The 14,169-nt window shown below is 55.2% G+C and carries 8 protein-coding genes and 4 pseudogenes; 10 read left to right on the top strand and 2 right to left on the bottom strand.

What is annotated here, in order from left to right:
* The first annotated feature begins 528 nt into the window (after nucleotides 1-528).
* The 9 genes and pseudogenes from IKE44_RS05830 (at nucleotide 529) to IKE44_RS05870 (ending at nucleotide 9,224) form a co-directional block, all read left to right on the top strand.
* Nucleotides 529-1,287 (top strand): IclR family transcriptional regulator, encoded by a 759-nt coding sequence (locus IKE44_RS05830; RefSeq protein WP_121625905.1) that lies wholly within the window; start codon nucleotides 529-531, stop codon nucleotides 1,285-1,287.
* 12 nt (nucleotides 1,288-1,299) lie between these two features.
* Complete coding sequence (gene aroD, locus IKE44_RS05835) at nucleotides 1,300-2,073, top strand: type I 3-dehydroquinate dehydratase (protein WP_014196097.1); 774 nt, start codon at nucleotides 1,300-1,302, stop codon at nucleotides 2,071-2,073.
* Nucleotides 2,074-2,097: 24 nt separating this feature from the next.
* Entirely contained in the window at nucleotides 2,098-2,832 is a 735-nt protein-coding gene (locus tag IKE44_RS05840; RefSeq protein ID WP_033017082.1) for a CaiB/BaiF CoA transferase family protein, read from the top strand.
* A gap of 173 nt (nucleotides 2,833-3,005) precedes the next feature.
* A pseudogene (locus tag IKE44_RS05845) lies at nucleotides 3,006-4,044 on the top strand (LacI family DNA-binding transcriptional regulator).
* Between the two features lie 6 nt (nucleotides 4,045-4,050).
* A complete protein-coding gene (locus IKE44_RS05850) occupies nucleotides 4,051-4,617 on the top strand; it encodes a shikimate kinase (protein ID WP_033017083.1) in 567 nt (188 codons plus the stop codon).
* A 210-nt stretch (nucleotides 4,618-4,827) separates the two neighbouring features.
* Nucleotides 4,828-8,082 (top strand): annotated as a pseudogene (locus IKE44_RS05855) (hypothetical protein).
* A 100-nt stretch (nucleotides 8,083-8,182) separates the two neighbouring features.
* Nucleotides 8,183-8,361, top strand: a pseudogene (locus IKE44_RS05860) (glycosyltransferase family 39 protein); the annotation flags it as partial.
* A pseudogene (locus tag IKE44_RS05865) lies at nucleotides 8,354-8,848 on the top strand (glycosyltransferase); the annotation flags it as partial. The pseudogenes IKE44_RS05860 and IKE44_RS05865, both read left to right, overlap by 8 nt.
* Nucleotides 8,820-9,224: a GtrA family protein gene (locus IKE44_RS05870; RefSeq protein WP_014196089.1), complete on the top strand. Its 405-nt coding sequence runs from the start codon at nucleotides 8,820-8,822 to the stop codon at nucleotides 9,222-9,224. The pseudogene IKE44_RS05865 and the gene IKE44_RS05870, both read left to right, overlap by 29 nt.
* Nucleotides 9,225-9,315: 91 nt before the next feature.
* Here the strand turns inward: IKE44_RS05870 and IKE44_RS05875 are convergent, their stop codons facing one another.
* Together IKE44_RS05875 and proB are read right to left on the bottom strand one after the other, a co-directional pair.
* Nucleotides 9,316-10,560, bottom strand: coding sequence for a glutamate-5-semialdehyde dehydrogenase (locus IKE44_RS05875; RefSeq protein WP_287465290.1), 1,245 nt, complete (start codon nucleotides 10,558-10,560; stop codon nucleotides 9,316-9,318).
* The gene (gene proB, locus IKE44_RS05880) at nucleotides 10,557-11,681 is read right to left on the bottom strand and encodes a glutamate 5-kinase (RefSeq protein WP_033017091.1); all 1,125 of its coding nucleotides are present in this window, start codon (nucleotides 11,679-11,681) and stop codon (nucleotides 10,557-10,559) included. The genes IKE44_RS05875 and proB overlap by 4 nt, the downstream gene beginning before the upstream one ends.
* Nucleotides 11,682-12,186: 505 nt before the next feature.
* Here proB and ilvD point away from each other — a divergent pair.
* Entirely contained in the window at nucleotides 12,187-13,866 is a 1,680-nt protein-coding gene (gene ilvD, locus IKE44_RS05885; RefSeq protein WP_049624951.1) for a dihydroxy-acid dehydratase, read from the top strand.
* The last annotated feature ends 303 nt before the right edge of the window (nucleotides 13,867-14,169 follow it).

Raw genomic sequence — 14,169 nt, forward strand, 5'->3', positions numbered from 1 at the left:
AATCTTCATCTGAAAGAGCGTGCAAACGTTCCGAAAGAATGTGCAAAATCCGGAACAATCCGCAAAAATTTTGCACATTATTTCCGAATCCGCCTGAAATAATTTGAAAAAGGGATTCTGAAATAATGTGCTAGTTTACAATCGGTTCTCAAATGTTCGCTGATCATCCCCCCTCTTTTTTGTTCCATTGTATGTAACTTGTTTTCTTTAAACGGAATTATTGAATGGATTATAACAAAGTTCGCTTTCGTTTGTCCATAACTTACTGAAAAATTTGAACGGTTTATGCAATCCGTTCAGACAATGGACGGGCAGGAAGACAGGCCTAACGCAGCATATGTCCCTTCACACAGACGTTTAAATGAAAAAAGGCTTCGCCGCCCTTTCTCTTGTTGAAAGCAAAAAGGAAAGAAACGCGAAAAAAAAGCTTGAACGGCGGTGAATGAAGATGCTAAAATGGGAGTAATGTTCCACTGAAAGAAATGAAATTCCGTTTAACGGAACATAAGGAAGGGGGGAAACAAACAGGTGCAGGAAGAAAAAAAACACGAAGCCGGCTTGCGCACGGTGCAGCGGGCCATTGACATCTTGTATTGTTTTACCCTCGAGGAACAAGAGCTATCACTCACGGAAATTGCGAAAAAGATTTCGCTCGCCAAATCGACGACGACGCGCCTGCTCGCTACGCTGGAGCAAAACCGCTTGGTCGTCAAAGATCCGGAGACGTTAAAGTACCGTCTTGGACAAGGATTGTACTATTTAGGATATATTGCCGGCAAATCGATTAAAGTGCGGGAAATCGCGCGGCCGGTGATGGAGCGGCTGCGCGACGAGACGCGGGAGACGGTGAACTTATACGTGCTGGAACAAGATGCCCGCGTTTGCGTCGAACAGTGCGAGGGGCTTCAGGCGCTGCGCCATATGGTGAGAATCGGCGAGCGGCTGCCGCTTTGGGCGGGGGCGGGGGGAAAAGTATTGTTGGCCTATCAATCGCCCGAAGTTCAAGAGCGGATTTTTGCGCAAGTGCCGACAAAGGAACGCTTGGATCGTCTGACGGCGGAGCTTGAGGCGATTCGCGAGCGCGGTGTGGCATCCAGCGTCGATGAACGGGAAGTCGGCTCTGCGGCCGTTGCGGCGCCCATTTTCGACATCCGCGGGGAAGTGGGCGCCTGCTTGTCCGTCTCTGGGCCGGCGCATCGATTTACACGGGAAGTGATGGAACAGTTCGAGAGGCTCGTAAAAGAAGGAGCACAAGCCATTTCCGAAAAACTAGGTTATCGACCATAAGGGGGAGAGCATATGGCGATTGCAAAGCGTGCTGTCCGTGTGCGCAATGTCTTGATCGGGGGAGACGAACCGTGCATTTGCGCCCCGGTCGTCGGAGCGGACGCGAAGCAAGTGTTGGAGGAAACAAGGCAAATCACGGAGAAAAAGCCGCATCTCATTGAATGGAGGGCGGACTTTTTCGAGGCGATTCGGGACGAACAGGAAGTGGCGGCCACATCGAGAAAGATGCGGGCGATTGCCGGAGACATCCCGATTTTGTTTACGGTTCGTTCCGAACAGGAAGGCGGGCAACCGATTTCGTTGACGGAAGAGGAAAAGATTCGGTTGTTTGAAACCGTCTGTGAAAGCGGGGCGATCGATTTGCTTGATTACGAGCTTGCCCATGGGCCGCGCATCCCGATCGTCCGGGAGCTGACGCGCCGCTATGGAGTGCGCCTTGTGTTGTCTTACCACAATTTTGATCATACGCCATCGAAGGAAGAGCTTGTCGCGAAAATGCGTCAAGCGGAACAATGCGGCGCCGACATCGCGAAAGCAGCTGTGATGCCGAAAACGCGGGGGGATGTGCTCACGCTGCTGCAGGCGACGGAAGAAGCGCGAAAAGAGGTGGACATCCCGCTGATCACGATGTCGATGGGGGCATTGGGCGCCATCACCCGCCTGGCAGGCGGATTGTTCGGCTCTGCCGTCACCTTTGCAGTCGGACGGCAAAGCTCGGCGCCGGGGCAAATTCCGATTGAAGACGTCCGGACCGCGTTGTCGGTCATCATGACATACGGACAATAAATCGAAATGGGGGAGGAGATTGTCATGGCGCGTTTGCCGCTGGAAGGCGTCAAAGTGCTCGATGTGTCGACAATGATCGCGGCGCCGTTTGGGGCGGTTTTGCTCGGTGATTTTGGCGCCGATGTCATCAAGGTGGAATTGCCAGGAAAAGGGGATACGCTCCGCCATGTCGGGCCGTTCAAGGATGGGGAGCCGCTCCGCTGGCCCGGACTGGCGCGCAATAAACGGTCGCTCACGTTGGATTTGCGCAAAGAAGAAGGAATGAATATTTTTAAAGAGCTTGTCCGCCACGTCGATATTGTCATCGAAAATTTCCGCCCCGGCAAGCTCGAAAAATGGGGCGGCGGATATGAAGAACTGAAGCGGATCAATCCGAAGCTGGTGATGATTCGCGTCTCGGGCTACGGGCAAACAGGTCCGTTTCGCGAGAAAGCCGGATTCGGCACGCCGGCGACGGCGTTCAGCGGGTTTACGTATTTGCAAGGGTATCCGGACCGTCCGCCGGTCAGCCCGATTTTGAGCATTAAAGATATTTTTGAGCATCCGCATTACCAAGCAAGGGAAAACATCATCGAAGTCGCCCATCCGCGCCTTAGCAAAATTAAAATGCCCGGCATTGTGCCGAAATTCGAAAAAACACCAGGCGCCATCCGCCGCACTGCTCCGGATTTAGGCGAGCATACCGAAGAGATTTTGCAAACGATGCTTGGCATGTCCAAGGAAGACATTGAGCGGCTGCGAGAAAACGAGATCATATGAATGAACGAACGGCGGCTTGCCGTCTTCCCGGCTCCTTGCCTTGTGCGAGGCTGCCGGGTTTTTTGTTTCGAAGTTTGTTTTCCCGGTAGCCCACGACTTGCATTGACACTGCTTGCCGCCAGCCTTTATACTTTTGATAGGTGAAAGCGACGGTAAAGCAGGTGATTCGAACGGTGTCAGATAAAAAGCGTTCCCGCGTGACGCTAGAACAAGTCGCCAAACACGCCGGCGTGTCGCGGGCGACCGCCTCTCTTGTCGTCCGTGGGAGTCCGAATATTTCGAAAGAAACGAGAAAAAAGTGCTCCAAGCGATGAAAGAGCTTGGCTACGTCTATGACCGCGTGGCGGCCAATTTGCGTTCGCAGCGTTCGTCGACAGTGGGTCTTATTATCACCGAACTTGACAACCCGTTTTTTTTTTCGAATTGCTCGTTGGCGTCCATGAGGCGCTCGATCAGGAAGGATATACGGTCATTTTAGGCACGACGTTTGACCGGCCGGAAAAACAAGACGCCTTATTGTCGACGATGCTGGAGCATCGGGTGGGCGGTGTGATCATGAGCCCGGTTCCTGGATGTTCGGCAGAGATGCTCGAGCGGCTGCGGCAGTGGGATATTCCTGTTGTATTGTTTGCCCGTGATGAACTTCCGGCCGGACAGTTTGATTATATTGGGATCGATAATATAGTCGGCGGGCGGATGGCGGTCGAGCATTTGCTCGAAGGCGGCCATCGGCGCATCGCCTTTATCGGTGGGTCTCCGCAATCGTCCGTATGGAAAGCGCGCCGGTCGGGGTACAGTGAAGCGTTGCGTGCGGCGGGCATCGAGATGGATGACACGCTGCTTGTGCCATCGGCGACGACAAGGCAAGGCGGGCGGATGGCGGTCAAACGCCTGTTGCAGCACCCGAACCCGCCGACAGCGCTCTTTTGTTACAACGATGTCGTCGCGTTTGGGGCGATGCTTGGCTTAAAAGAGGAAGGGATCGTTCCAGGGCGCGACATCGCGGTCGTCGGGTTTGACAATATTCAAGAATCGGCGCTGTTTCAGCCGCCGCTCACAACTGTCGCCGCGTTTCCTGAGAAGATCGGCGCCTATGCGGCCAAGCAGCTGCATGAACGCATGAAAGGGGATGCGAGTGCACCGAAACGGACGATTTTGCATCCGGAGCTTGTCATTCGCCAGTCTTCTGGGAAGAGAGAGGAAAAGAGGTGAAGCAGCGTGGAGAGGCAGACGGTCATCCCGCTTCGCGAGCGAAATATCATTTTGATCGGCTTTATGGGAGCAGGGAAAACAACGATCGGGCAGCTCGTGGCAAAGAAGTTATACCGCGACTTTATCGATGTCGATGCGGAAATCGAGCGGCGGCACGGGATGTCGATTCCGGAGATGTTCGCGCAAAAAGGGGAAGCGTATTTTCGGCAGGTTGAGCGGGAGCTGATCGTTGATTTATGTACGAATACGAGGTTGAAAATCCTTTCGCTTGGCGGCGGTGCGTATTTGCAGGAAGACGTGCGGCGCGCCTGTTTGGCCCACGGCATCGTCTTTTTCCTTGACTTGTCGTGGGAGCATTGGAAGAAAGAGCGGCTGCCGCTTATTGTCGACAGCCGGCCGGTGTTGAAAAACAAAACGTTGGAAGAAGTGGAGCAGCTCTTTTTCCAGCGCCAATCAGCCTATGCGCTCCATCATTCCCGCGTCATTATCAATGAGCTCGAGGCTGAACAGGCGGCGGACCAAATTGTTCAGTCGATTAAATGGACATGGGATGTGTACGAGCCGAACCGTTGAGAGGATTTAGCCGCGGGCAAGCAAGCTCCTAGGCAAAGGGGCTTGCTTTTTTGATTTCCTCATTGGCAAGGGTTGCCGCCACTTGATTGGAAATGGACTTCGGTTGACCAAAAAAGAAATTTCGAATGCCGCATCCGCCTGTTCTTGCCGGACAATCGTTTCGTGTGTTATAAATAGGGGAAATAGGTGAAAGATTGAGAGAGTGGGGAGATGGAGAAGCGGGTGTTCAGCTGGCTTTATGTGTATATGGTCTTGGCAGTGCTGGTTCTGTTCGCGCCCTATTGGCTTTGGTGGCTGAAACCAGAAACAAAGCTTGATTTGCTCATTGTCGACAAAACGGTGCCCGATCGGTCGTATCACGAGCATCAAGGGCTCGTTTGGGTCTTGAATCAGCAAAAATACGTCCACGGCAACGGAAAGCGATACAAAGCTGCGCGCGATTACGCCGGGTTTGCGCCGAAACAGGATGAAACGTACGAGGTGCGGCCGCTGCCAAAGGAGATGGCACGGTACGATGCGGTCTATATCGTTGACACATATGGGGTATATGAGGAAGAGTTTGTCCACAAGCAAACGGACGGCGCGCGGGCGAAAGTGTACGGCGGGCTTGAGCGGCAGGAGATGGAGTCGCTTTGGCGGTTTGCCCGCCAAGGCGGGAAAACGTTGATCGCCGAGTTCAATTCGATGGCCCATCCGACAGAAAAAGAAGTGCGCGCCTCGTTTGCCCAGCTGTTCGGCCTTGAGTGGACCGGCTGGATCGGCCGTTATTTTCCTGATTTGAACAGCCAGGAAGTGCCAGTGTGGGTGAAAGAAAACTACAAAGCGCAATACGGAAAGGCGTTTTCGTTCCGCGGGCCGGGTATGGTGTTGGTCGATGAGTCGGATCGGCTTCTTGTCCTCGATCGGCGCGACCTTGGCGGCGGTGGCGTCATGTTTTCCTCCACAAAAGCGGGGGAAGCCCGTTGGGGCGGCAAGATGCGCACATCGTATTCGTATTGGTTTGACATCGTCAAGCCGCTTGATGAGCGCATGGTGCTCGCAACGTACACGCTGTCGCTGTCTGAGCGCGGGAAAGAGAAGCTGCGGGCGATCGGGCTGCCGTTTTCCTTTCCGGCCGTTGTCCGCTATGAGACAAAGACGTATCAGTCGTATTACTTTTGCGGCGATTACGCTGATCAAGGGGAACTGCCTTCCGTTTATCAGACCGTGGGGCTGGATGTATGGCGCTAATGGACGGAGGACGGCCGCTCGGACAACGGCGCGGCCTTTTACTGGAAGGCGTACGTGCCGATGATGAAAGCGATTTTGCGGGAAATCAAGGCATATAAGGAAGATGGCAAGCTGCAGGACGCCGTTCAAACGGTGGAACAAAGCGGCGTCCGCTTGGCGGGAACGGTCGGGCGCGACTATTTGCAAGTATACCGCAACGGGAGATGGGAGCCGCTGCTCATCAAAGGAGTCAACCTCGGCATCAGCAAACCCGGCGCGTTTCCGGGAGAGGCGAAGATTACGAAGGAAGAATATTTCCGCTGGCTGCAGTACATCGGGGCGATGGGGGCGAATGCCATCCGCGTCTATACGATCCATCCGCCGGCGTTTTACGAGGCGCTTTACGAGTACAACCAAATAGCGAAGCAGCCGCTTTATTTGTTCCATGGCGTCTGGATCGATGAAAGGACGATGCTGCGGACGAAGGATGTGTGGGCGCCTGAGGTGAGTGAGGCGTTTCGCACGGACATTCGCCGTACGATTGACCTCGTTCATGGCAAGGTCCGCATTGCAAAACGGCCTGGGCATGCCGGCGGGATGTACCGATACGACCTTTCTCCGTATGTTCTCGGCTGGATTTTCGGTGTCGAGTGGGATCCGGACGTTGTGGCGGCGACGAACGAAAAACACCCGAAGCAGGGCGACTACCGCGGCAAATACGTATACACGAAAGGAGCCAGCCCGTTTGAGGCATGGCTGGCCCGTATGATCGACGAAGCGGTGGCGTATGAAACGGAAACATATGGCTGGCAGCGGCCGGTCAGTTTTACGAATTGGGTGACGACCGACCTCCTCCGCCATCCGGCCGAACCGTTTGTGAAAGAAGATTTTGTTTCCGTCAACCCGAATGTCATGTACGCCACTGACGAGCTGCGCGCCGGGCTGTTTGCGTCATACCATATTTATCCGTATTACCCTGACTTTTTGAATCGTGAGGAAAAATACGTCAGCTATGTTGACCAACGCGGCGAGCAGAACAGCTATGCCGCCTACTTGCATGACATGAAGGCGGCGCACCGGATGCCGATTTTGGTCGCTGAATTTGGCGTTCCTTCTTCGCGCGGCATGGCGCATCGAAATGTACACGGGAAAAATCAGGGGTTTTTGTCGGAACAAGAACAAGGAACGATCGACCGGGAGCTGTTTGAGGACATCGTCCATGAGTGGATGGCGGGAGGGCTGTTGTTTTCCTGGCAGGATGAATGGTTCAAGCGGACATGGAACACAATGGATTATGACAACCGGGACCGCCGCCCGTTTTGGCTGAACGTGCAGACGAACGAACAACAATTTGGATTGCTTCGGTTTGAGCCAGGTCCAAGCGCAGCCGCGATGATGAAGGTCGACGGCCGAAAAGACGATTGGACATTCAACGGAATCCGGCCAGCTTGGACAGAGGGCAAGCGGGCGCTGTACGTCACAAGCGATGAAGGGTATTTGTATGTGCGGCTTGACAGCGGACGCATCACCGATCGGACGACGGTCTACATGGCGTTTGACACGATTCCGAACCAAGGGCAATCGCTCCTGCCCGGCCTGTCTGGCGTCCGGACAGCGGGAATTGACTTTGCCTTGGTCATTCATGGAGAACAGAGCGCCCGGCTGCTTGTCGACAGCTACTATGACACGTTTTACTTCCATTACGGAAAAGAGCTGCATATGATGCCGGCGGCCCCGTACGCCAATCGCAAAGATAACGGCGTCTACCACCCGATTCGCCTGACGTTGAACAAAAAATTGGAGGAAATCCGCGGCAAGGCTGTGCCGTTCGACTCATATGAAACAGGGGGGTTGCGGTTTGGCACAGCCAACCCCGACGATGAGGCATACGATTCACTCACGGATATCAGCGTCAGCCGCGATGGCGATATGTACGAAATCCGCCTGCCATGGGCGCTTTTGAACGTGACCGATCCGAGCCGGCGCGAGGTGATGGGCGACATGTGGTCGAAAGGCGGGCTCAAAAGCCGTGTCATCGTTGAAGGCATTCGTCTTGGTTTGTACGTTGAGGATGGAGACGATTCGTTTTCTTTCCCGGCGATGAACGGGAATGTGCTGCCGGCCGCGCGATTTTATGAGTACACGTGGCCGGTGTGGGAGGCGCCGCGCTATCATGAGCGGCTGAAGCAGTCGTATGAGGTGATGAAAGAGGCGTTTTCACGCGTGGACATCGCAAAGCAGCAGGGAGTGGAATAAAAAGAAAAGGGCTTGCCTCCTCTCGACATCATGATCATTCATCAAAGCAGGCGCCTGTTCAAACAACAGAAGGCAGAAGCCAAACCGATCGTCAAGCAGGAAAGTGCCGGCGGCGCTTTGGCTGCAGGCGTTGAGCGTGAAAGTGTTCGGAGTGAGCGATTTTAGCGTGCTTCTTCCGGAAGCGTTGGCGGGGGTTGCCTCGACGTGGATGATGTACGTGATCGTCAAGCCGTGGGCGGGCGGATAGCGGCGCGCTGGGCAAGCTTCGTGTTTTCCTGCTATTGACCGGAAAGTGTGCGATCAGTTACGCTATATGAGAGAGCGAAGCCGGTTTGTTCGGGGGCTGGTAAGTTGGGTCGGCTTCCGGCAGACGGCGGTTGAATACGAGCGGGAGCCGCGTTTCGCCGGCGAGACGAAATACCCGCTCAAAAAGATGATTCGGTTTTCGCTTGATGGCATCACCTCGTTTTCATACAAGCCGCTGAAGCTGGCGAGTTGGCTTGGGTTCTTGTTGTCGGCGGCCAGTGTGGTAGAGATGCTCGTTGTCCTTTATCTTAAATGGTTTGCTCATTCAACGGTCGCTGGCTGGGCGTCATTGTTGATGGCCGTGCTGCTTGGCAACGGGGTGACACTGCTCATGCTCGGCGCGATTGGCGAATATATCGGCCGGATTTACGATGAAGTGAAAGAGCGTCCGCTCTATATTGTCAATGAAACGTGGGGAGTCGGAACGAAACATGAACGAAAGCCTTCGTATATTCCGTAAAGAAAAACAAGCCGTATGGCGGTTTGGCCTCGTTGGGGTGAGCAATACCGCGGTGGACTTCGCCGTCTTTTTTTTGTTGACTGCTGCAGGCGCTAAGGCGGCGGTTGCCCAAGCCGTTGCCTACGGCGCCGGGATGGCGAACAGCTACATTTGGAATCGGCGTTGGACGTTTCAAGTCAAACGGAAAGCCAATATAAAGGAAGTTTTGCGCTTTCTTGTCGTCAACGGGCTGTCGTTCGGTGCATCGCTTGCCGTTTTGCTGGCCGCGGAACGGTTTGCATCGCTCTGGCTGGCGAAACTGGCGGCGACAATCGCCGGGATGGCGGTAAACTTTATCGGCAGCCGCTATTGGGTGTTTGTGGAAATGGAAAAATAAGAAAACGATCCGGAAGCCATGCGTTGGGTCCGGATCGTTTTATGCTTTAGAAACTTAGTGAAAAAGGAAGCCGTCTTCGTTGCAGCCATCGTTATGACTCCCGAATTTGCCCCGTCCCGTACACGAGCGATTTCGTTGTCGTGATGGCGACAAGCCCCATCGGACCACGGGCGTGCAGCTTTTGCGTGCTGATGCCGATTTCCGCTCCGTAGCCGAACTGTTCGCCGTCCGTGAAGCGGGTGGAGGCGTTATGGTACAAGACCGCCGCGTCGACCGCTTGGAAAAAGCGGCGGACGTTCGCTTCGTTTTCGGTGATGATCGCTTCTGAGTGCTTCGTCCCGTAGCGGCGGATATGGGCAATCGCCTCATCGACATCGGCAACGAGCTTAACCGCTAAAATCGGCGCCAAATATTCCGCATGCCAGTCGTCTTCCGTCGCCGTTTTGATGAACGGGTGCGATGACGCGAGGCGGTCGTCGCCGCGCAGCTCCACACCGCGGGCGTGCAGCGCCTCAAGCAAGTCGGCGGCATATGGCCAACGCTCATGGATGAGCACCGTTTCGATGGCGTTGCAGACGGACGGACGCTGCAATTTGGCGTTCAGGACGATGTTGATCGCCATTTGCCGCTCGGCTGATTCGTCGATGAACATATGACAGTTGCCGACGCCGGTCTCAAGCACCGGCACGGTGGCGTTTTCGACGACCGAGCGGATGAGCCCGGCTCCGCCGCGCGGGATGAGCACATCCAAGTAGTTGTTGAGACGGAACATACGCTGCGCCGTTTCCCGGCTCGTGTCTTCGAGCAGTTCAATCGCCGTTTCCGGAACGGTCGTCGTGCGGAGCGCTTCTTTCATGACGCGAACGAGCGCTTTGTTCGAATGAAGCGCTGATGTGCTGCCGCGAAGCAAAACCGCGTTGCCCGTTTTCAAGCAAAGGCTCGCCGCATCGACCGTCACGTTCGGGCGCGCTTCGTACACCATGCCAATGACCCCAAGCGGCACGCGCACCGTTTGGATGCGGAGCCCGTTCGGCCGCGTCCACTCTGCGATGATTTCTCCGACCGGGTCAGGCAGCGAGGCGACTTGGCGGACGCCGTCGATGATTTGATCCATTCGTTTGTCGGTGAGCTGCAGCCGGTCGAGCAGAGCCGGTGACAGCCCTTGCTCGCGGCCTTGGGCCATATCTTTTTCGTTTTCTTGCAAAATGAAGGCGCGTTCGCGGTCGATGGCTTTGGCGATCTGTTCCAATGCGGCGTTTTTTTCTTTCGTAGACAGCATGGCTAACGTTTGTGACGCCGTTTTCAACCGTTCGGCTTTTTCGAGCAGTTCGCTCATTTCGATACACTCTCCTTTCGCAACGTGACCCAATTGTCGCGGTGGATGACTTCCGGGCGGTGAAGGTAAGAGTATTGCCGCGCTTCCTCACTCGGAAGTCCTTTTACTTTTTCTAAATCGGCGGCGGCATAATACACTTGGCCGCGGCCGATCGTGATCCCTTTCTCATTGACAACATCGACGACATCCATCGCATGAAAGTCGCCGGAAACGGCCGTGACGCCGGCGGGAAGCAAGCTTTTGCCGCGCGCAAGGAGCGCTTCCTCCGCGCCGCTGTCGACGGTGATCGTGCCGGCGACAGGCGCGTGATACGCGATCCATTGCTTGTGCATTTGCATTTGCTTCGGAAATGGGGCGCCGATGTACGTCCCATCACCTTTTCCGGCTAAAATATCGGCGAGTGCTTCTTTGCCTCGCCCGGTGCCAATAAAGACGCTGACGCCGAAGGACAACGCTTTTTGAGCGGCGAGAAGCTTTGAGCGCATGCCGCCGGTGCCGACTGCCGAGCCGCTGCCGCCGGCCGCTTCGATCATTTCGTCGGTAATGTGCGGCAAAAAGGTGTATTTTTTCGCTTGTGGATTCGTTTTCGGGTTGGCGTCATACAGCCCGTTAATGTCGGTAAGCAACATGAGCGCATCGGCGTGCAAAAAGCCGGCGACAAGCGCCGACAGCATATCGTTGTCGCCAAACGTCAATTCTTCAACGGAAACGGAGTCGTTTTCATTGATGATCGGGATCGCCCCGTGTTCGAGCAGCGTCGTCATCGTGGCGAACAAGTTGCGAAACCGTTCGCGGCTGTAAAAGTCGCTGCGCGTCAACAACAGCTGAGCGGCCGTAAAGCCGAATTGGGCGAACGCCGAGCTGTACGCCTGCATGAGCAAGCTTTGCCCGACGGCAGCCGCGGCCTGTTTGCCGGAGATCGTCGTCGGCCGCGCCGGGTAGCCGAGCGGCCCGAACCCGGCGGCGACAGCGCCGGACGTGATGAGAATGACGTCATGGCCGAGCTGTTTCAGATAGGCGATGGCTTCAACATGGCCGTGCAGCTTGTCGCGGCAAAGGCCACCTTTCGGATCGGTGAGCGAGCTGCTGCCGATTTTGACCACTACGCGCTGCCGTTTCATCGCGTTCCTCCCTCCTTTGCGTGTTGAATGGCATGAGTTGGATTGCCTAGCCGTCCTGCGAAGCGGCCGGCCAATAAAAAACGCTTTTCCTCCTTATCGCAAAAGGACGGAAAAGCGTTCCGCGGTACCACCTTTTTTGGCGCCTAAAGCGCCCCCTCGAGCCTGTAACGCAGGCGTGCGGCTTATGTTTGCATAAGCGGCCGTCTAGGGCAGGTTCAACCGGCTTCCCGCGAGGAACCTTCCAGCCTATGGGTTCCACTCTCTGGCGCGTTCCCTCGGTTTACTAGTCCCGTGCCGTTCCTGTTGTTTTCTTGTCAAGGAGTGCAATTTGTAAGAAATTATGACGCCAAATGCTCCGGTTGTCAAGAGGAAAGGCTGATTTTTCTGACTTGTTTTTTCGAAGTGGATTTTGAAAACGAATTCATAATAAAGGTAATTGTCTTTCTATTAGAAAAAGTGGTACAATACTAGCAATCAATCAAACCGCATGATGGAGGGACCGATGATGAAAAAACGGCGCAGCGACATGATCAAAAAAGGATTTGACCGTGCTCCGCACCGAAGCCTATTGCGAGCGGCGGGCGTAAAAGAAGAAGACTTTGATAAACCGTTTATTGCGGTGGTGAATTCATACATCGACATTATTCCGGGGCACGTTCACTTGCAAGAGTTTGGGAGAATCGTGAAAGAAGCGATTCGCGAAGCGGGCGGCGTGCCGTTTGAAATGAACACGATCGGCGTTGACGACGGTATTGCGATGGGTCATATCGGGATGCGCTATTCGCTGCCGAGCCGGGAAATCATCGCCGATTCGATCGAAACGGTTATCTCGGCGCATTGGTTTGACGGCATGGTGTGCATTCCGAACTGCGACAAAATTACGCCGGGAATGATGATGGCGGCGATGCGTCTTAACATTCCGACGATTTTCGTCAGCGGGGGACCGATGAAAGCCGGCGTGACGAAGGATGGGCGGAAAATTTCACTGTCATCTGTATTTGAAGGCGTCGGGGCGTATTTAGGGGGAACGCTCGATGAGAAAGGGCTTGAAGAACTCGAACGGTACGGCTGTCCGACGTGCGGATCGTGCTCGGGCATGTTTACGGCCAACTCGATGAACTGTCTCGCTGAAGCGCTCGGGCTTGCACTGCCGGGCAACGGCACGATTTTGGCGGTTGACCCAGCGCGCAAAGAGCTGGTCCGCCAATCGGCAAAGCAGCTGATGTATTTGATCGAACATGACATCAAACCGCGCGACATCGTCACCGAAAAAGCGATCGACAATGCGTTTGCCCTCGACATGGCACTTGGCGGCTCGACGAATACGGTGCTGCATACGCTGGCGATCGCCAACGAAGCCGGCATCGAGTACTCGCTTGAGCGCATCAACGAAGTGGCGGCGCGCGTGCCGCATTTGGCCAAACTCGCCCCGGCGTCGGACATCCATTACATCGAAGACTTGCATGAAGCGGGCGGCGTTTCGGCCGTGTTGAACGAGCTGGCGAAAAAAGAAGGTACGCTTCATTTAGATACGCTCACCGTCACGGGCAAAACGCTCGGGGAAAACATCGCCGGCTGCGAAGTGAAAAACTATGACGTCATCCGGCCGATTGACAACCCGTATTCGGAAACGGGAGGGCTCGCCATTTTGTTTGGCAACCTGGCGCCGGACGGCGCCGTCATTAAAACCGGGGCGGTGCAAGGCGGCATCACGCGCCATGAAGGGCCCGCGATCGTCTTCGACTCCCAAGAGGAAGCGCTCGAGGGCATTGCCAGCGGGAAAATCAAGCCGGGACATGTTGTCGTCATCCGCTACGAAGGGCCAAAAGGCGGCCCAGGGATGCCGGAAATGCTGGCGCCGACGTCGCAAATCGTCGGCATGGGGCTCGGCACCAAAGTGGCGCTTGTCACTGACGGCCGCTTCTCCGGCGCCTCGCGCGGCCTATCCGTCGGCCACGTTTCACCGGAAGCGGCCGAAGGCGGACCGATCGCGTTCATCCAAGACGGCGATATCATCGAGATCGATACGGTGAAACGAACGATCAACGTCAAGCTGTCCGATGAAGAGCTCGAACGCCGGAAAGCGAACTGGAAAGGCTTTGAACCAAAAGTGAAAACCGGCTATCTCGCCCGCTACTCGAAACACGTCACCTCGGCGAGCACGGGGGGGATTATGAGGATTTAGCGGATTTCTGTAAGAGCGTTGTCCCCTTCCAAGCGCGCGAGGGACGCCATTAGACGATCAGAATCAAAAGAGGCGGTTTTTCCGCCTCTTTCATTTATTTTGGAAAGGAGCGTCCATCGCCTCCCTCCTGTTTTCGGTTGATGTTGACAATCACCATCCTAGCAGGGAGAGAGTCCTTTTTTCACGACATTTGCTTATTCTACCGCGCTTCGCTTGGTGGCCCCGACGAGCGTCGCGAACAAAAGTTCGCAACCCTCGTCGGGGATCATTTCGGAATGTCACCCACAAATATTTTACTCACAC

Source organism: Geobacillus sp. (assembly GCF_017515625.1).
Classification (GTDB): domain Bacteria; phylum Bacillota; class Bacilli; order Bacillales; family Anoxybacillaceae; genus Geobacillus; species Geobacillus stearothermophilus.

Coding starts and splice junctions, on each gene's coding strand:
- aroD (WP_014196097.1), top strand. CDS start 1,300: ATGGCGATTGCAAAGCGTGCTGTCCGTGTGCGCAATGTCTTGATCGGG.
- IKE44_RS05840 (WP_033017082.1), top strand. CDS start 2,098: ATGGCGCGTTTGCCGCTGGAAGGCGTCAAAGTGCTCGATGTGTCGACA.
- IKE44_RS05870 (WP_014196089.1), top strand. CDS start 8,820: ATGAACGAAAGCCTTCGTATATTCCGTAAAGAAAAACAAGCCGTATGG.
- IKE44_RS05875 (WP_287465290.1), bottom strand. CDS start 10,560: ATGAGCGAACTGCTCGAAAAAGCCGAACGGTTGAAAACGGCGTCACAA.
- proB (WP_033017091.1), bottom strand. CDS start 11,681: ATGAAACGGCAGCGCGTAGTGGTCAAAATCGGCAGCAGCTCGCTCACC.
- ilvD (WP_049624951.1), top strand. CDS start 12,187: ATGAAAAAACGGCGCAGCGACATGATCAAAAAAGGATTTGACCGTGCT.